Origin of the sequence: Gordonia prachuapensis (assembly GCF_036350515.1) — a bacterium.
GTDB lineage: Bacteria > Actinomycetota > Actinomycetes > Mycobacteriales > Mycobacteriaceae > Gordonia > Gordonia prachuapensis.
Window position 1 is genome coordinate 23,220 of record NZ_JAZDUE010000016.1, and the last position, 16,162, is coordinate 39,381.

Sequence of the window (16,162 nt, forward strand, 5' to 3'; positions counted from 1 at the left end):
TATCCGGCAGTGTCTGGAATTCGTTCGCGAACAATCTGACTCGTAGACTTCCAGAGGACCCGCCCGATAGTGCGGGTTACATCTGATGGCCGCAAGACCTGGTATGGCCAGATCGGCGCTTATTGTCAAGCGGGCCCTGCAGTTCGTGGCGGGCGTGGCGATTGCCTACTTACTCGTGGTCGTCGCGGTGATCGTGACAGCACCGATCGCACCTACCATGGCGTTCGGCAATAGTGGAGTCTTGATTGGCTTTGTCATCGCGGTCTTCGGCGGATGTCTGAGGTGGAAAGCACCTCCTGCCCGCGCGGCGGTAGCGTGGGGCGTGGCCGTCTCCGGAGTGGCATTGTTCGCCTGGTCGGTGTTCAGTCTCTTCCTCTGACCGACCAGGTCGTACAAGCGGCCGCGGTGCGCTGCCTCATCCTCACGTCCGCGTACGTCCTGGGCCTGTTCTCGGACTGCGACCCGTAGCAGCAGCTATTCGTCGACGACGATCCAGTGGCGAAGGATACGTGTCGTCACCGGCCGATACGCCCAGCATGTGGGTAGTCTCAACGCATCATGGACGGAGTCGATCAAATCGTGGCCCGCTGGGCTGTCGCACGCCCGGACCTCGACGTCTCGGCGCTCAAGGTCTTCGGCCGACTCCACCGCAGCTTCCTCGTCTACAAGGCGCGGATCGGCGCCACCTTCGAAGAGCACGACATCACCGACTCCGGCTTCGATGTGCTGGCCTGCCTACGACGCGCCGTCCCGGACCATCGGCTGACGGCGGGCGAGCTCGCCGAGCTGACCCTGGTGACCACGGGTGGTCTGTCGCTGCGTGTGCGACGACTCGAGGATGCGGGCCTGGTGACTCGGACGCGGGACTCCGAAGATGCACGCGTCGTCTACGTCGAGCTCACCCCCGCGGGCGCCGAACTGGTCGATCGGGTGGCCGACGAACACTTCGCCCGGCTTGCGTCGATGCTCGACGAGTTCTCCGAGCGGGACGCCGCCCAGTTGGCCCGTCTGCTCGGGCGGCTGGAGAAATCGGCCCGGTCCGCTCACCTGGGCGACGGTCTGGATCCGGGCGAGTCGGACCCGATCACCGCCGGCTGACCATCTCGGCGAGAAATTTTCCGGCCGGCCCGTGACCGGCGACACACCCTATGTGACCTGCGTCGCTTCCGTTTCGGGCAGATAAACCCGGTGTTACAAAGCTCTGTTCTGCGGTTTCTACTGTTGACGTCTTAGCGCTAAGGCTCTACAACTGTCTTAGCGCAAAGATAAAGACAGCGCGACAGCCCAGCCAGAGCCACGCAGCCGTCGGCTCGCCCAGTCGGAACGGACCATCGAATGTCACTCGTCGCGAGCACCGAACCAGCGCCCGCCCACACCCGGGCCGGCGTCGACCCCAGCCGCGATCTCCTCGACGAGATCTACGTGGCGGGTCGGTGGGTGACCGGAGCGGGCGAGACGATCGAGTCCATCGATCCGGCATCCGGTCGCCGCTTCGCGACCCTGCGCGCGGCAACCCCCGACGACGTCGACGTCGCGGTCACCACCGGACTCGCCGCGGCACACGCGAGCGGCTGGACCGCGATGCTCCCGCACGAACGTGCGGCCGTCCTGCATCGCATCGGCAACGCCGTCGAGTTCCATGCCGACCGCATCGCCGCACTGCAGACCCTCGACACCGGCAAGACGCTCAGCGAGACAAAGGCATTGGCAGCGAGCGCGGCAAACACGTTCCGCTACATGGCCGCCGCGCTCGAGACCGCCGACGACACGGTCACCACCCCGCGCGGACCGTGGCTGACGATGTCGACGCACCAGCCGATGGGCGTGGTCGGCGCCATCACGCCGTGGAACTCGCCAATCGCCTCGGACGCACAGAAACTCGCTCCGGCACTGGCCGCCGGTAACGCGGTGATCAGCAAGCCGCCGGTGTGGGCGCCCTGGGTGACCCTGCTGCTGGCCCGTCTGTGCGAGGAGTCCGGACTCCCGAACGGACTGCTCTCGGTGCTCCCGGGCCCCGGCCGGACCGTCGGCGAGGCGTTGGTCCGCCATCCGCAGGTCGCCAAGATCAGCTTCACCGGAGGCACAACCACCGGCCGGCACCTCGCACACGTCGCCGCCGACAAGCTGATGCCGATCACCCTGGAACTCGGCGGCAAATCACCCACCATGGTGTTCGACGACGCCGACGTCGAACGGGCGCTGCAGGGCGTGCTGTTCGGCATCTTCTCCTCCAGCGGCCAGAGCTGCATCGCGGGATCACGAATTTTTGTGCAGCGCAGCATCTTCAACGACTTCACCGACGAACTGGTGCGCCGAGCCAAGCAACTGCGACTCGGCCCGGGAACCGACCCACGCACCGACGTGGCCCCGATGATCACTCGGGCCCACCGCGATTCGGTCGCCGCGATGGTCGACGCCGCCGTCGCCGACGGAGCGCACATCCGGTGTGGCGGCGAGATCCCCGCCGACCCGGAGCTCGTCGACGGAAGCTACTACCCTCCAACGATCCTCACCGGCGTCACCAACGCCGACGCCATCAGTCGTGAGGAGATCTTCGGCCCGGTCGGCGTCGTGATCCCCTTTGACGACGACGCCGACGTCATCGCCCAGGCCAACGACACCGTGTACGGATTGGCCTGCGGCATCTGGACTCGCGACTACCGCCGCGCGCTGCGCGTCGGCGACGCCGTCGACGCAGGAACTGTGTGGGTCAACACCTACAAGCAGTTCTCCATCTCCACACCCTTCACCGGCCTGCGCGACAGCGGACTGGGCACCGAGAAGGGTCGCGACGCGATCCGCCAGTACTCGGACCAGAAAAGCATCTACCTCGACCGCAGTGACGCCCCCATGCAGTGGGGCACACCCCGATAGACCGAGCCGACACCTCAGCCACCACCGAGAGGAACCCCATGTCCACCCCCGCACCCGCCGCCACCGAATCGGCCCACCCGTACAGCCCCGCCTACGAGGTGGCCGGATTCGGATTCGTCTCCGGCGCACTGTCGGTCGACGAAGACGGACAGGCCGTCACCGGCATCGAACCGGCACTCGACGCCGCCGTCGCCCGCCTGACCGAACGACTCGCCACCGTCGACATGGCGCTCACCGACGTCGTCAAGACCACCTACTTCGTCACCGACGTCTCACTCCGCGACGCCGCAAACCGGCACTACGAGAAGATCTTCGCCGCCCCGCGCCCGGCCCGGTCGTTCGTCGAGGTCGCCGCACTGCCATACGGCGCAACCGTCGAGATCGAAGCGATCGCCCACCGCGGCTGACCCACAGCTGTCCACCCGAACATCACCACCACCGAAAGGACACATCATGAGTGCACCAGAGAAGCAGGCCGTCGACCTTGAAGCACAGATCGACGCGTGCATCGCCGGCCGCGAGTCCCGCTACGAGGACTGGGACACCCTCGGATTCCAGGCCGCCAAGGGCGGAGATCGGTTCAAGCGAGCCCAGATCCGCTACATCGGTTCGGGCGCCACCGGCAACCACGACGGTGACAACCGCACCCTGCCGTCCGAGCACTTCACCTTCTCCAACATGCGCCTGCCCGTCGGCGCTGTCGGTCCCGAGCACACCCACCACGATGTCGAGGAAGTGTTCTTCGTCCTCGAAGGTGAACTCGAGGTCGCCGTCCACGACGTGGAGGACGGCAACCGCAAGGCCGTCCGCAAGCTCGGCTACCGCGACCTGATCCGCGTGCCCGCGGGCGTTCCCCGCAGCCTCGCCAACGTCGGCGACGTCGACGCGCTGTTCTGCGTGATCATCGGCTCCAAGAAGCCGGAACTGCCCACCTACCCACCGAGCTCGGAGATGTTCGGCGTCACCCGCTGACGCCGTCCCCGACCGACCGTCCGAGAGGATCACCGATGTCCGCAGACACGAGAGTCCTTCGCGTCCAGCAGAAGACGTGGGAGGCCGACGGCATCACCAGCGTCACCTTCGTCGACCCCAGCGGTGCAGACCTGCCGACCTGGGAACCGGGCGCACACATCGCCCTACACCTCCCGGGTGGACTGACGCGCGAATACTCCCTGTGCTCCGACCCGCGTGACCCCTCGCACTGGACGGTCGCGGTGCTGCGCACCGAGCAGTCCCGGGGCGGCAGCGTGCACGTCCATGACCGGTTGTCGGTCGGCGCCGAGATCGAGGTCGCCGGCCCCCGCAACGCGTTCGGCGTCGACGATGACGCCACCGAACACGTGCTCGTGGCGGGTGGTGTCGGGATCACCCCGATCGTGGCGATGATGCGTCACCTCGAACAGGCCGGGCATCCGTGGAAGATGCTGTACGCCGGGCGCTCACGCAAGTCGATGGCATTCGTCGACGAGGTCAGCGCTCACCACGCCGCGACGATCCACGCCGACGACGAGGTCGGCGGACTCCCGGATCTCGCCGCCGTGATCGGCGGTGCAGGATCGGGTGCCGTCGTGTACTGCTGCGGCCCGGCCCCGCTGCTCGACGCAGTGGAGAAGGTGGTCCCCGAGGGGGCGACCCTACGGACCGAGCGGTTCGCCGCCCCCGTCGTCGCCGCACCGTCCGGTGACGACAGCGCATTCGACGTGATCCTCGACCAGAGCGGACGCCGCATCCCGGTCGGCTGCGACGTCTCGGTCCTCGACGCACTGCTCGACGCCGGTGTCGACGTGCCGAGCTCGTGCACCGAGGGGATCTGTGGCACCTGCGAGGTGGCCGTCGTCAAGGGCGACGTCGACCACCGCGACTTCCTGCTCAGCGACGCCGAACACGAACAGAACACCACCATGTTCCCGTGCGTATCCCGCTGCCGCTCCGCCGAACTCGTCCTCGACCTCTAGAAGGATTCCACGATGCTCTACTCTCAGCGCCCCGTCATCACCGAGCAGCCGGTGTGCACCCTGCGCAGCCTCCGCTCGGTGGCGCTGACGGTGCCCGACCCCAAGGCCTCCCGCGACTTCTACCACGAGGTGTGGGGACTGACCGCCGTCGACGAGGACGGCGATCGGTTCTGGCTGCGGGCCACTGGAACCGAGCATCACGTCCTCGACCTACGGCCGGGCGACACGAACGCGCTCGGCGGCATCAGCTTCGCGCTCGGCACACCGCGCGAGGTCGATGAGGCCGCCATCGCGCTCGAGCGCATCGGGGTTCCGATGCTCCGCACCCCGGGCCTGCTCGACGACGCCGGGGGCGGGTACGGGCTGCAGTTCGTGGACCCGGAGGGCCGAACCATCGAGCTGTCGGCAGACACCTTCGCGGTGTCGAGCCAGGAACCCGGCGGCCGCCGGGCCGTGCCCCGCAAGATCGCCCACGTGGTGCTCAACACCACCGACATCGAGCGGACCGCCCAGTTCTACACCCAGGTCCTCGGCATGCGGATCTCCGACTGGTCCGAACGTCAGATGGCCTTCCTGCGCTGCAATTCCGACCACCACGTGATCGCGCTCAACCAGGCGACGTGGCCGTCGATCAACCACATCGCCTACGAGATGACATCCATCGACCACTTCATGCGCGGCATCGGAAGCCTGCGGGCACACGGAATCGCACCGCAGTGGGGGCCCGGCCGGCACGGACCCGGCGACAACACCTTCTCCTACTTCACCGACCCCGCCGGCCTGGTGTGCGAGTACACCTCCGAGGTCGCCCAGATCGACGAGGACGCGTGGCTGTGCCGCACCTGGCGCCGCACCCCGGAACTGTCGGACACGTGGGGCACCGCCGGACCGCCCAGCACAACTGTGCGGTCGGCCATGGCCGGCATCCCCGACCTCGGCGCCCGCTCGCTGGTCACCCCACGCGACGCCGACTACTTCTACGGCGCACCCGAGATGGCGGCCGTGTCATGACCACCGCATCGACGACCCGCCTCCACGTCGAAGTGCACCCCGCTGACGCGACGCAGCCGGCCGTGGTGATGTTGCACGGAATCGGCGGCTCTGCCGAGTCGTGTGCACCGCTGGCCGAGCACCTGGCGGCCGGCGGGGTGGCAACGGCTGCCGTCGACGCACCCGGCTATGGCCGATCCGCAGACCCCGCTGCCACAGGCGATGTGGTCAATGACGTCATCGATGTTCTCGACAACATCTCCTCGGACCGGCCGGTGGTGATCCTCGGAACCTCCTGGGGCGGTGTCATCGCGATGTCGGTGGCGCTGCGCCGGCCCGACCGGGTCGCCGGCCTCATTCTCGCCGACAGCACCCGCGGATCGGGCACCAGCGTCGAGAAGGCAGCGGCGATGCGGTCACGGATCACCGAGTTGCGCGAGCACGGCGCCAGCGTCGTCGCCGCTGCTCGCGCAACTCGGCTCACCGCGCCAGAAGCCGATCCGGAAGTGACCGAACAGGTTCGCCGATCGATGTCGTCCGTGCGGGTACCCGGATTCACCGCGGCAGCCGAGTTCATGGCCGCGACCGATCTCGGGCCGCAGCTCACTGATATCGGCTGTCCGACTCTTGTCGTGGTGGGCGAACACGACGTGATCACCGGCGTCGACGAATCCCGACTGCTCGCCGAGCGCATCCCCAACGCACAGTTCCGCATCATCGCGAACGCCGGACACGTGGCGATCCAGGAACAACCCGCCGACGTGGCCGCACTGGTCGTCGAGTTCCTGAAGGAACTCTCATGAGCGCCGCAACAGCACTCGGCACCGTCGTCGTCACCGGCGGCGGCCGCGGCCTCGGACGCAGCATCGCCGAGCGCCTCGGCCGCGAGGGCCATCGGGTCGTGATCGCCGAACGTGACGCAACCACCGCCCGGATCGCCCAGGACGAACTGACCGCCGACGGTGTCGACGCCACCGCGATCGTCACCGACATCGGCGACGTCGACTCGGTGCGAGCGCTGGCCGACCGGCTCGAGCGCGACGGAGACCGCGTCGTCGGATTGGTCAACAACGCCGCCATCGCCGACGGAGTCGGTGGCGCAACGTTCTTCGAGCTCGCCGACGACGAGTTCGACCGGCTGTCGCAGGTCAACGTCCGGGGAACCTGGGCGGTCACCAAGTACCTGTGGCCCCTGCTGTCGGCATCGCAGGGCGCGATCGTCAACATCGCCTCGGACGTCGCGATGTACGGCTCACCACGACTCGTGCACTACGTGTCGTCGAAAGCCGCCGTGATCGGCATGACCCGCTCGATGGCACGCGACGCCGGCGAGTACGGCGTGCGCGTCAACGCCGTGGCACCGGGCCTGATCCGGGTCGAGGCCACCGAAGGGGTGCCCGACGACCGCTACCGCACCTACGCCCAAGGGCGAGCGCTCAAACGTGAGCAGACCCCTGACGACGTCGCCGGAGTCGTCCGGTTCCTGCTTTCCGACGACGCCGCCTTCGTCACCGGACAGACCATCGTCGTCGACGGCGGATTCATCTTCCGCTGAGCCACTGCCTACCACCACAGGAGTACCCATGGACCTGCAGCTCAAGGGCCGCCGGATTCTGATCACCGGAGCGAGTTCCGGCATCGGTCTCGCCACGGCCCGGATGCTCGCGGCCGAAGGCGCCCGCCTCGCGCTGTGCGCCCGGGACGAGGACCGGCTGCGTGCCGCCATCACCGACCTCGCCGAGATGACCGACGTCGTCACCGCCTCCTGCGACGTCACCGACCGTGCCTCGGTGAACGCGTTTGTCGACGACGCCGTCGGCCGGCTCGGGGGTCTCGACGGAATGGTCTGCAACGCCGGACGATCGCTGATGCGCACCCTCGACGAAACCACCGACGACGAGATCCGCGACGAGTTCGACCTGAAGATCTTCGGCGCCCTCAACGTGATCCGTGCCGGACGGAAGGCGTTGGCCGACTCGGACTCCGCATCGATCGTGATCGTCAACGCCATCCTGTCGCGTCAGCCCGAGCTCCGACTCGCCGTCACCGCCGCGGCCCGCGCCGGGCTGCTCAACCTGTCCCGTTCCCTGGCCGGCGATCTCGCGCCGGAAGGCATCCGGGTCAACTCCGTGCTGCTCGGCCTGGTGGATACCGGCCAGTGGCATCGCCGCTACCAGGAGAGCGGGTCGGAGCACGACTTCGACACGTGGAGCGCCGACATCGCACGCGACCGCGGAATCGCGTTGGGACGCTTCGGCACCGCCGACGAACTGGCCTTCCCGGTCACCACCTTGCTGTCCCCGCTCAACAGCTACATGACCGGCGCCACCCTCGACGTCGGTGGCGGCGTCCACCGCTACGTCTGACCTTTCACACCTCAGCCCACAGGAGTACACGACATGTCCGCACAGCAGCCCGCGAACGACCGCCGCACCGGCGGCGACGTTCTGGTCGAGGTGATGCGCCGACACGGCATCACCACCGCCTTCGGTGTGGTCAGCATCCACAACCTGCCGCTGGTGGAAGCCGTCGACCGCGACCTCACCTTCGTCGAGATGCGGCACGAGGCCGCCGCGGTCAACGCGGCCGACGGGTATGCCCGCGCCTCCGGCAACATCGGCGTGGCCCTGACCAGTACGGGCACCGGTGCCGGCAACGCCGCCGGCTCGATGGTGGAAGCGCTGACCGCCGGCAGCCGGGTGCTGCACATCACCGGGCAGATCGAAAGCGAATACCTCGCGCCCGGGCGGCCCGCACCGAGTCGCGGGGTGATCCACGAGTTCCCGCGGCAGCCCGAGATGCTGGCCGCCGTCTCCGCCCACTCAACCACCATCGTCGACGCGAAAGATGTGGCAGCCGAGCTGGAATCGGCCATCGCAAAGATCCGCACCGCCCCGCACGGGCCGGCCAGTGTGGAGTGGCCGACCGATCTCCAATACCTCGCCGCGCCGGAGTCCCAGCGACCTGTCGACCCCGTCGGGGACACCCGCACCGACCTTGACGAGACCGCGATCGGGCATGCTGCCGATCTGCTGCGCAACGCGCAGCGCCCACTGATCTGGCTCGGTGGCGGAGCGGCCGACGCCGGCGATGAGATCACCCAGCTTGCCCGTCGTCTCGGCGCCGGAATCCTCACCAGCAACTCCGGCCGCGGCATCGTCCCGGAGTCCGACGAGCTGGTCATCGGCAACTTCGCCACCACCCCCGCGGTCCGCGAACTCCTCGCCGACTCCGATCTCCTGCTGGCCGTCGGCACCCACTTCCGCTCCAACGAAACCGCCTCGTACAGCCTGAAACTCCCGCAGACGATCGTCCAGGTCGACATCGAACCGACCACCATCGGACGGGTCTACCCGGCGACCGCCGGCATCGTCGGCGACGCCGCCCGCGTCCTCGACCGAATCGTCGAGAACCTGCCCGCTGACCACCGGTCGTCGTCGGAGTGGACAGACCGCGTCACCGAGGTCCGCGACCGCGTGCGCGCCGACCTCACGGCCTACATCGGCGGCTATGCCGAGATCTGCACAGCCATCCGCGACGCACTGCCCGCACGGTCGGTCATCGCCCGCGACGTCACCATCCCGTCAAGCCAGTGGGGCAACCGACTCCTGCCGATCCTCGACCGCGCCACCAACATCTTCCCGCTCGGCGGAGGCATCGGACAGGGCCTCGCGATGGGAATCGGTGCGGCACATGCCCGCCCGGACGTGCCGACGCTGGTCATGGTCGGCGACGGCGGACTCGCCGTCCACCTCGGCGAACTGGCCAGCCTGGCCGGCGCCGACGCCCACGTCATCGTCCTGGTCTTCAACGACGGCGGCTACGGAGTGTTGCGGAACATGCAGGAGAAGAACGGCTTCCGACGCTCTGGTGTGGACCTGCACACCCCGCGCTTCGATCTGCTCGCCGCCTCCATGGACATCCGCTACCAGCTGGTGCAGGGTCCGGGCGCGATCGGCGATGCACTCGCCGCCGCCGTCGCCCACACCGGTCCCTCGTTCATCGAGGTCGACGTCGAGGCCCTCGACCCGGCGCCCGGTCCCTTCGTGCCGCCCGTGCACGTGCCCACCGCCGACAAGCATGAGGCACGATCATGAGTCCCCGCATCGTGTGGTGGCCCGATGGCGCGCAGGCCACGGTCGAAGCCGGCGAACAGGTGCATGTGCACGCGGCAGGCCCGGACGTGATCGACGCGATCCGGCTGGCGGTCGCACACCCCGACATCGTGCTCAGCCTGGTACTGGCCGAACCGGACGCCCTCGACGACACCGAGACCGCCCTGCTCGCCGACGTCGCGGTGCCCACCCTGGTACTCGCATCGGCCCCGCGCACGGATACGGATCTGTCTGCCGCGCAACACATCGCCGGTGAAGTGGAGAACGGCGTCTTCGTCATCATCGACGGCTCCCCGCAACCGGTGCACCTGCGCAGCGCGGAATCGTTCGGCGAGTGGACCGCATCGTTCATGGCCATCGCCGAAGGGCTCGCCGCCCGCGACGGACGACTGCTCACCCCACCCACCCCTCTCCTCGAAGGAGCCCACCCATGATCACTCGCACAGCCCGCGAGCCGTATCTGGAAACCCACCAGACACACCCGGAACCCATCACGCCCTACGAGCGCAAACTCGCCGGATCGCTGACCGAGATCTTCAGCGGCGGCGCAACCACTCTCGACGAGGTCGTGGACGGACTGAACACGCTGGGCCTCCACGGTCCCGACGGCGGTCCGTGGACCGAGCAGACCTTCCGCGCCGAAATGCGCAGATTGGGGAAATGACATGACCACCACCGAAACCACCCGTACCGAGGCACCTCGCCGCCCCGCCCGCGGTCGCCCCACCTTCGCCGTCGGCACCCGCCGCCACCTCGACGCCGACGAGATCGCCGCCACCGGCCTGCGCGACCGGTGGTATCCGATCCTGCCGTCGCACATGGTCGAAGCCGGTGCGATGGTGCCGGTCCGTCGACTCGAGGTCGACTGGGTGCTGTTCCGCGACGCGCAGGGTGTGGTGCACATGCTCGAGGACCGCTGCCCGCACCGCAGCGCACCGCTGTCGGTCGGACAGCACCTCGGGGACCGCATCGCCTGCGCCTACCACGGGGTCCAGGTCGACGGCGGCGGCACCGTCGTCTCCGTACCGGGTATGCCCGGGTGCGCACTCGAAGGACGCAGGGCCACAGTGTCGCTCGAGGTCGTCGAGGCCGCCGACACCATCTTCGCATTCATCCCGCTCACCGCGGAATCGGTACCCACACCGTTCGTCCTGCCCGACCGACTATCGGACCCCGAGGTGTCGTGGTTCCCGAACTACGCCGAGTGGGCCGGCCCGTGGCGGTTCTACATGGACAACGTCCTCGACCCGATGCATGGCGCGTTCCTGCACCGGAATTCGCACTCGATGTTCGGCGGCGACACCAGCGCACGGTTCCGTATTCGCGAGACCGATCGCGGCTTCTTCTTCGAGAAGACCGACCAGCGCGGGGTGAATTTCGACTGGGTCGAATTCGTCCGTGGCTCCATGGACCATGTGGACCTCGAGATCCCCTACGGTCCGGGCGCCGGACCCGGCGGGGTGTTCGGCATCGTCGGTATGAGCACACCCATCGACCGGTCGTCGTCGGCGATCTTCCACTGGCGCACCCGCCGCGTGAGCGGATGGGAACGCGAGACGTGGCGGTTCATGTTCCGGACCGTCCTCGAGGAGAAGCACTGGCAGGTCCTCGAACAGGACCGTGAAGTGCTCGAGGCGCTGTCCGGCGACGCAGACCGCGAGGAGCATCTCTATCAGCACGACCTCGGTGTCTCCCGTATCCGGCGCATCTACCGCGCGGACGCGGTCGCTCAGGCCAAGCAACTCGCGGAGCTGAACGCATGACCGCCGGCAGCGACACGATGCTGCTCACCGTGGTGCTCCGTCACGACCAGAGTCAGAACCTCGAGCAGCTGCAGGGCCGCCTGGACGCCAATGACTGGTGGCACGGCTTCCCGCCCGAGGGCTGCGAGGTCGTGTCCTGGGTGGTCGCGATGGGTATCGGCCAGATCGTCACCCTCCGGCTGCCGGCGTCCCGGCTCCCAGCGGTCAACGTCGAACTCGAACGTCGCGCCTGGGGCACCTTCGAGACCGACTTCTACCCGACGTATGACTTCCTGCCGGTCCGCGAACGTCTCACCCGGGAGTCCGACGCCCGGCGAGACCTCGCGCCGAACCGAGCGGAGTCCGTCGCATGACCCGCGTCGCGCACACCGCCGTGGCCGAGCCTCCGCGCCCGGACATGTTCAGCAACGCCCGCGTCGTCGGCGACCAGTTCTTCCTGTCCGGCATGCACGCGGGTACGCCCGACGGACCGGTCGGCGGGTCGGACACATACGTGCAGGCAGTCGAGGCGTTCCGCCGCGTGCAAGCGCTCACCGAGGCGTGCGGAGCGACCGTCGACGACATCGTCGTGCTCCGCATCTACCTCACCGACATCGACGAGAAGGCCGCGGTCGGCCGCGCCCGCAGCGCGGTCTTCTCCGGTGATTTCCCCTGTTCGACCCTTGTCGAGGTGTCCCGGCTCGTCGAGCCCGGACTCACCGTCGAGATCGAAGCCCAGGGCTTCCTGCCCCGCTCGAGCGGGCAGTAGCCGACTAGAATCAACAAATCCCCACCGGCGCAGCCCGCCGCAACACCCCCGAGGACCCCGTCATGAACGGACCGCACAACTCCAGCGTCAACCCAGCCGAGATCACCCGACCCAACTGGCCGGTGCTGATCCTCGCCTTCGTCGCCGTCGTCCTCGACGGCTACGACACCATCGCCCTCGGACTCTCCGTCCCCGCACTCTCCGACGACTGGGGTGTGGACCCGGCGCACTTCACCCCCGCGTTGTCGCTGACCAGCCTCGGCGTGGCCCTCGGCTACATCGCGGTGGGCCGGCTGACCGCCCGGTTCGGGTGCCGCAACGTCGTCTTGGCCGCCGTCGTCGTGTTCACCCTCGGATCGCTCCTCACCGCATGGGCGGGCGGCATCATCGAGCTCAGCGTGCTGCGCTTCGTCACCGGGTTCGGTCTCGGAGCCGTGATGCCTGCCGCGGTGGCTCAGGCGACCGCGCTGAACCCGGCCCGCTTCCGCCAGCAGATCGCCGTCTTCGTGACCACCGGGATCTCGCTCGGCGCACTCATCGCCGGCATTCTCGGTGCCGCCCTCATCCGGTGGTTCGATTGGCCGTCGGTGTTCATCGTGGGTGCGATCGCCTCGGCGGCGCTGCTGCCGATGCTGTGGATCTGGCTGCCCGACGAGCGCGCGGTCACCGGGGTGCAGCACGCCCCCGCCACCGCGAAACACGACGCGTCCGTGGCCCGCCTCTTCGATCCGCAGGTCCGCGGCCGAACGATCCTGCTGTGGGCGTTCTCGTTCCTCATCTTCTCCGTGTACTACATCTTCTCGTCGTGGCTGCCGACCCTGCTGACCAGCTACGGCTTCAGCACGGGACTGGCACCGCTCGGCTCGGCGGCGCTCGGCGTGGGCAGCATCATCGGCGCCGGAGTCCTGATGGTCGCCGCGCTGCGTTTCCGCATGACCTCCGTCCTCGCCGGCACCTCCGTCGTCGCCATCGCGTTCCTCGTGCTGTCCACCTACCTGGGCGCCGACAAGGCGATGCTGCTCATCGTGTTCGGCGGCGTGGGCCTGGGCCTGCAGGCCGGCATGATCGGTCAGGCCGCCGTCGCGGTCACGCTCTACCCGCAACGCACCGCCGCGACCGGCGTCGGCTGGACATCGTCGATGGGCCGGCTGGGTTCCGTCGTCGGCCCGATCGTCGGCGGTGCGCTCATCGGCATGGGCCTGGCCACCAGCACCATCGTCCTGATCGCCTGCATCCCGGTTGCCGTCGCCGCCGTGATCGTCGTCGCCCTGGGCCGGACCGCCCGGCCGCGCCCCACGAAAGTGGCAGGCGGACGGCCCGCCCCCGTCGGCGTGAGCTGACCCCTTCTGGTCCCTGAGGAGCGAGCCTGCGAGCGTCACGAAGGGCCCGCACCCCCGGTCCCTGAGGAGCGAGGCGCTAGCCGAGCGTCACGAAGGGCCCTTCGTGACGGACCTCCGCTAGCGCTCCGGCCCTCCTCAGGGATCGGTTGAAACCCCCCACCACCGAGAGGCCGCACCCATGACCGCAACACCGGCACACCCCACCCCCGCACCACAACCCGGTCGCGACATCGCGATCGTCGGCGGCGGGATCGGCGGGCTCGCCGCAGCGATCGCACTGCGCAACGCGGGACTCGACGCCGTGGTCTTCGAACAGACAACGCAGTTCGCACGCGTCGGCGCCGACATCAACCTCACCCCCAACGCAGTCCGCGTGCTCGACACCGTCGGTGGCGACCTCGGTGCGCGCCTGCGCGACGGCGGAGCGCAACCCCGATTCCGGATCAGCCGGATGTGGGACACCGGCGTGGAGACGTCCCGCATCCCCATGGGTGCGAGTGCCGAAGAGCGTTACGGTGCACCGCAGTTGACACTGCACCGCGGAGATCTGATGTCGGCGATGCGGGACGCGGTGCCCGACTCCTGGATGCGGATGGGTCGGCGAGTGCAGACCGTCGAGTTCGGTGAGCGGGCCACGCTGGTGTTCGACGACGGCACCCGGCACGACTGCGCCGTCGTGATCGGCGCCGACGGCATCCACTCACGGGTTCGCACAGCGATGTTCGGCCCGGAGCATCCCGAGTTCACCGGCGTCGTCGCCTACCGTGCCGTGCTGGATCGTGAGCAGGTCGCCCATCTGCCGAACATGGATTCGTTCACCAAATGGTGGGGTCCCGACCCGGACACCCAGATCGTCGTCTTCCCGCTCAACCGGGGCAAGGAGATCTTCGTCTTCGCGACCATCGGCCAACCCGAATGGACCGAGGAGTCGTGGACGACGCGTGGTTCGGTGGACGAACTCCGCGCCGCCTACCGCGACTTCCATCCCGAGGCCACCGCCTTGCTCGATGCATGCGGCGAGGTGATGAAATCGGCTTTATACGTGCGCGATCCACTGGAATCCTGGACCAACAGTCAGGGAGTTCTGCTCGGCGACGCCTGCCATCCGATGATGCCGTTCATGGCGCAGGGCGCGGGACAGGCGATCGAGGACGCAGCCGTCCTGGCGCGCTGCCTCGCGACCGGCGACGACACCGCCACCGCAGTGTTCCGCTACCAGGAGACCCGACGGGAGCGGACCGCGGCGATCCAGCGCGGGTCACGCAGCAACGAATGGCTGAAGGAGGCCGGCAACGGCGACTGGGTGTACGAGTACGACGCCTGGTCGGAACCGCTCGGTGGCACCGCGACAGCCCACGCCTGACCCGACAGGTCAGACAGCGGAAACCGAACGGGCATGGATCAATTCGGCAGCGATGGCGATCGCGGTCTCGGCCGGTCCGCGATTGCCGATGGCGAGCCCTATCGGGCTATGCAGTCGATCCAGCTGGTCCGGCGTGACACCCATGTCGAGAAGTTCGCGCCGCCGTCGGGCATCCGCCGTTCGGGACCCCATCGCCCCGACGTAGAACGGCAGAACCGGCCACCGGGAGTCGTCGAGGCACTCGACCAGGACCGGAATGTCGATCTTCGGATCATGTGTGAGCACCACGAACACGGACCTCTCGTCGAACGCGCCGGAGTCACGTTCACGCACAACATGATCCGAAGGCCAGCCGCAGACAACGTCATGCGCGTGCGGCAGCCGCGACGGAGTCGCGAAAACCGGACGTGCATCGCACACCGTCACTCGATACCCCATTCGCGCACCGAGCACGGACATCTCGGCCGCGAAGTCGGTCGACCCGACGATGACCATCCTCGGTGCAGGCAGGAATCGCCGGATGATCGATCCGTCCGTTTCGAGTCGAGTCGCGCCGGAAACGCCGTCCACCACCGTGTGCACGGCGCCGCTTTCCGGTGCGGTCGTGTGCAGTACGCAGGGCATGCCCGCGGTCAACCGATCCACGACCACCGACAACTCGGGGAACTGCCGGCGATCGACGCGTTCCACCAGAACACTCAGTGAGCCACCGCAGGTGAGGCCCGGAGCCACCAGATCCCCGTCCGGACCGTAACTCTCGAGTCGTGGTACCCCCGTGGTCAATGTCTCCAGGGCACTCTCGTACAGAGCGCTCTCCACGCAACCACCGGAGATACTGCCGACGACCGATCCGTCCTCGTGCACCACCAGCATCGCGCCGGGATCACGTGGCGTGGAGCCGTGCGCAGCGACCACCGTGGCGAGGGCGCACGAGCGGTTCTCCTGCCAGACCCGGTAGGCCTCGGCGAGCACGGGTTGGGACGTGGCGAGCACGGGATCCATCGGCGACCTTCT

General features: G+C 68.2%; 19 protein-coding genes. 18 read left to right on the forward strand and 1 reads right to left on the reverse strand.

Going from position 1 to position 16,162, the window contains the following annotated elements:
* The first annotated feature begins 103 nt into the window (after positions 1-103).
* From V1Y59_RS18115 to V1Y59_RS18200, 18 genes are all read left to right on the forward strand, one after another.
* A complete protein-coding gene (locus tag V1Y59_RS18115; RefSeq protein ID WP_330506341.1) occupies positions 104-379 on the forward strand; it encodes a hypothetical protein in 276 nt (91 codons plus the stop codon).
* A gap of 179 nt (positions 380-558) precedes the next feature.
* Entirely contained in the window at positions 559-1,098 is a 540-nt protein-coding gene (locus V1Y59_RS18120) for a MarR family winged helix-turn-helix transcriptional regulator (RefSeq protein ID WP_330506342.1), read from the forward strand.
* A 237-nt stretch (positions 1,099-1,335) separates the two neighbouring features.
* Positions 1,336-2,874, forward strand: a complete 1,539-nt coding sequence (locus V1Y59_RS18125; RefSeq protein WP_330506343.1) for an aldehyde dehydrogenase — start codon at positions 1,336-1,338, stop codon at positions 2,872-2,874.
* A gap of 38 nt (positions 2,875-2,912) precedes the next feature.
* The gene (locus V1Y59_RS18130; RefSeq protein ID WP_330506344.1) at positions 2,913-3,281 is read left to right on the forward strand and encodes a RidA family protein; all 369 of its coding nucleotides are present in this window, start codon (positions 2,913-2,915) and stop codon (positions 3,279-3,281) included.
* A 46-nt stretch (positions 3,282-3,327) separates the two neighbouring features.
* Positions 3,328-3,846 (forward strand): cupin domain-containing protein, encoded by a 519-nt coding sequence (locus V1Y59_RS18135; RefSeq protein ID WP_330506346.1) that lies wholly within the window; start codon positions 3,328-3,330, stop codon positions 3,844-3,846.
* Between the two features lie 35 nt (positions 3,847-3,881).
* Positions 3,882-4,829 carry a PDR/VanB family oxidoreductase gene (locus V1Y59_RS18140; protein WP_330506347.1) on the forward strand — a complete coding sequence of 316 codons (948 nt, stop codon included), beginning with the start codon at positions 3,882-3,884 and terminating at the stop codon, positions 4,827-4,829.
* A 12-nt stretch (positions 4,830-4,841) separates the two neighbouring features.
* Positions 4,842-5,840 (forward strand): VOC family protein, encoded by a 999-nt coding sequence (locus tag V1Y59_RS18145; RefSeq protein WP_330506348.1) that lies wholly within the window; start codon positions 4,842-4,844, stop codon positions 5,838-5,840.
* Complete coding sequence (locus V1Y59_RS18150) at positions 5,837-6,622, forward strand: alpha/beta fold hydrolase (RefSeq protein ID WP_330506349.1); 786 nt, start codon at positions 5,837-5,839, stop codon at positions 6,620-6,622. Before V1Y59_RS18145 ends, V1Y59_RS18150 begins: the two co-directional genes overlap by 4 nt.
* On the forward strand, positions 6,619-7,374 hold the full coding sequence (locus tag V1Y59_RS18155; RefSeq protein WP_330506350.1) for an SDR family oxidoreductase: 756 nt from the start codon (positions 6,619-6,621) through the stop codon (positions 7,372-7,374). The genes V1Y59_RS18150 and V1Y59_RS18155 overlap by 4 nt, the downstream gene beginning before the upstream one ends.
* Before the next feature lie 28 nt (positions 7,375-7,402).
* Positions 7,403-8,185: an SDR family oxidoreductase gene (locus V1Y59_RS18160; protein WP_330506351.1), complete on the forward strand. Its 783-nt coding sequence runs from the start codon at positions 7,403-7,405 to the stop codon at positions 8,183-8,185.
* Positions 8,186-8,218: 33 nt separating this feature from the next.
* The gene (locus V1Y59_RS18165) at positions 8,219-9,916 is read left to right on the forward strand and encodes a thiamine pyrophosphate-binding protein (RefSeq protein WP_330506352.1); all 1,698 of its coding nucleotides are present in this window, start codon (positions 8,219-8,221) and stop codon (positions 9,914-9,916) included.
* The gene (locus tag V1Y59_RS18170) at positions 9,913-10,368 is read left to right on the forward strand and encodes a hydrolase (protein WP_330506353.1); all 456 of its coding nucleotides are present in this window, start codon (positions 9,913-9,915) and stop codon (positions 10,366-10,368) included. The genes V1Y59_RS18165 and V1Y59_RS18170 overlap by 4 nt, the downstream gene beginning before the upstream one ends.
* Positions 10,365-10,598: a recombinase-like helix-turn-helix domain-containing protein gene (locus tag V1Y59_RS18175; protein ID WP_330506354.1), complete on the forward strand. Its 234-nt coding sequence runs from the start codon at positions 10,365-10,367 to the stop codon at positions 10,596-10,598. The genes V1Y59_RS18170 and V1Y59_RS18175 overlap by 4 nt, the downstream gene beginning before the upstream one ends.
* 1 nt (position 10,599) lies before the next feature.
* The gene (locus V1Y59_RS18180) at positions 10,600-11,697 is read left to right on the forward strand and encodes a Rieske 2Fe-2S domain-containing protein (protein WP_330506355.1); all 1,098 of its coding nucleotides are present in this window, start codon (positions 10,600-10,602) and stop codon (positions 11,695-11,697) included.
* A complete protein-coding gene (locus tag V1Y59_RS18185; protein WP_330506356.1) occupies positions 11,694-12,050 on the forward strand; it encodes a hypothetical protein in 357 nt (118 codons plus the stop codon). The genes V1Y59_RS18180 and V1Y59_RS18185 overlap by 4 nt, the downstream gene beginning before the upstream one ends.
* Positions 12,047-12,445, forward strand: coding sequence for a RidA family protein (locus V1Y59_RS18190; protein WP_330506357.1), 399 nt, complete (start codon positions 12,047-12,049; stop codon positions 12,443-12,445). Before V1Y59_RS18185 ends, V1Y59_RS18190 begins: the two co-directional genes overlap by 4 nt.
* Positions 12,446-12,507: 62 nt before the next feature.
* Complete coding sequence (locus V1Y59_RS18195; RefSeq protein WP_330506358.1) at positions 12,508-13,785, forward strand: MFS transporter; 1,278 nt, start codon at positions 12,508-12,510, stop codon at positions 13,783-13,785.
* A 178-nt stretch (positions 13,786-13,963) separates the two neighbouring features.
* Positions 13,964-15,148 carry an FAD-dependent monooxygenase gene (locus V1Y59_RS18200; protein ID WP_330506360.1) on the forward strand — a complete coding sequence of 395 codons (1,185 nt, stop codon included), beginning with the start codon at positions 13,964-13,966 and terminating at the stop codon, positions 15,146-15,148.
* Positions 15,149-15,157: 9 nt separating this feature from the next.
* Here the strand turns inward: V1Y59_RS18200 and V1Y59_RS18205 are convergent, their stop codons facing one another.
* Positions 15,158-16,150, reverse strand: a complete 993-nt coding sequence (locus V1Y59_RS18205) for an XdhC family protein (RefSeq protein ID WP_330506362.1) — start codon at positions 16,148-16,150, stop codon at positions 15,158-15,160.
* Between the last annotated feature and the right edge of the window lie 12 nt (positions 16,151-16,162).

Bases quoted from the DNA above. Each gene is read 5' to 3' on its own strand.
- V1Y59_RS18125 (WP_330506343.1), top strand. From the start codon at position 1,336: ATGTCACTCGTCGCGAGCACCGAACCAGCGCCCGCCCACACCCGGGCC.
- V1Y59_RS18185 (WP_330506356.1), top strand. From the start codon at position 11,694: ATGACCGCCGGCAGCGACACGATGCTGCTCACCGTGGTGCTCCGTCAC.
- V1Y59_RS18205 (WP_330506362.1), bottom strand. From the start codon at position 16,150: ATGGATCCCGTGCTCGCCACGTCCCAACCCGTGCTCGCCGAGGCCTAC.
- V1Y59_RS18175 (WP_330506354.1), top strand. From the start codon at position 10,365: ATGATCACTCGCACAGCCCGCGAGCCGTATCTGGAAACCCACCAGACA.
- V1Y59_RS18200 (WP_330506360.1), top strand. From the start codon at position 13,964: ATGACCGCAACACCGGCACACCCCACCCCCGCACCACAACCCGGTCGC.
- V1Y59_RS18155 (WP_330506350.1), top strand. From the start codon at position 6,619: ATGAGCGCCGCAACAGCACTCGGCACCGTCGTCGTCACCGGCGGCGGC.
- V1Y59_RS18180 (WP_330506355.1), top strand. From the start codon at position 10,600: ATGACCACCACCGAAACCACCCGTACCGAGGCACCTCGCCGCCCCGCC.
- V1Y59_RS18115 (WP_330506341.1), top strand. From the start codon at position 104: ATGGCCAGATCGGCGCTTATTGTCAAGCGGGCCCTGCAGTTCGTGGCG.
- V1Y59_RS18165 (WP_330506352.1), top strand. From the start codon at position 8,219: ATGTCCGCACAGCAGCCCGCGAACGACCGCCGCACCGGCGGCGACGTT.
- V1Y59_RS18195 (WP_330506358.1), top strand. From the start codon at position 12,508: ATGAACGGACCGCACAACTCCAGCGTCAACCCAGCCGAGATCACCCGA.
- V1Y59_RS18160 (WP_330506351.1), top strand. From the start codon at position 7,403: ATGGACCTGCAGCTCAAGGGCCGCCGGATTCTGATCACCGGAGCGAGT.
- V1Y59_RS18135 (WP_330506346.1), top strand. From the start codon at position 3,328: ATGAGTGCACCAGAGAAGCAGGCCGTCGACCTTGAAGCACAGATCGAC.
- V1Y59_RS18140 (WP_330506347.1), top strand. From the start codon at position 3,882: ATGTCCGCAGACACGAGAGTCCTTCGCGTCCAGCAGAAGACGTGGGAG.
- V1Y59_RS18130 (WP_330506344.1), top strand. From the start codon at position 2,913: ATGTCCACCCCCGCACCCGCCGCCACCGAATCGGCCCACCCGTACAGC.
- V1Y59_RS18145 (WP_330506348.1), top strand. From the start codon at position 4,842: ATGCTCTACTCTCAGCGCCCCGTCATCACCGAGCAGCCGGTGTGCACC.
- V1Y59_RS18120 (WP_330506342.1), top strand. From the start codon at position 559: ATGGACGGAGTCGATCAAATCGTGGCCCGCTGGGCTGTCGCACGCCCG.
- V1Y59_RS18170 (WP_330506353.1), top strand. From the start codon at position 9,913: ATGAGTCCCCGCATCGTGTGGTGGCCCGATGGCGCGCAGGCCACGGTC.
- V1Y59_RS18190 (WP_330506357.1), top strand. From the start codon at position 12,047: ATGACCCGCGTCGCGCACACCGCCGTGGCCGAGCCTCCGCGCCCGGAC.
- V1Y59_RS18150 (WP_330506349.1), top strand. From the start codon at position 5,837: ATGACCACCGCATCGACGACCCGCCTCCACGTCGAAGTGCACCCCGCT.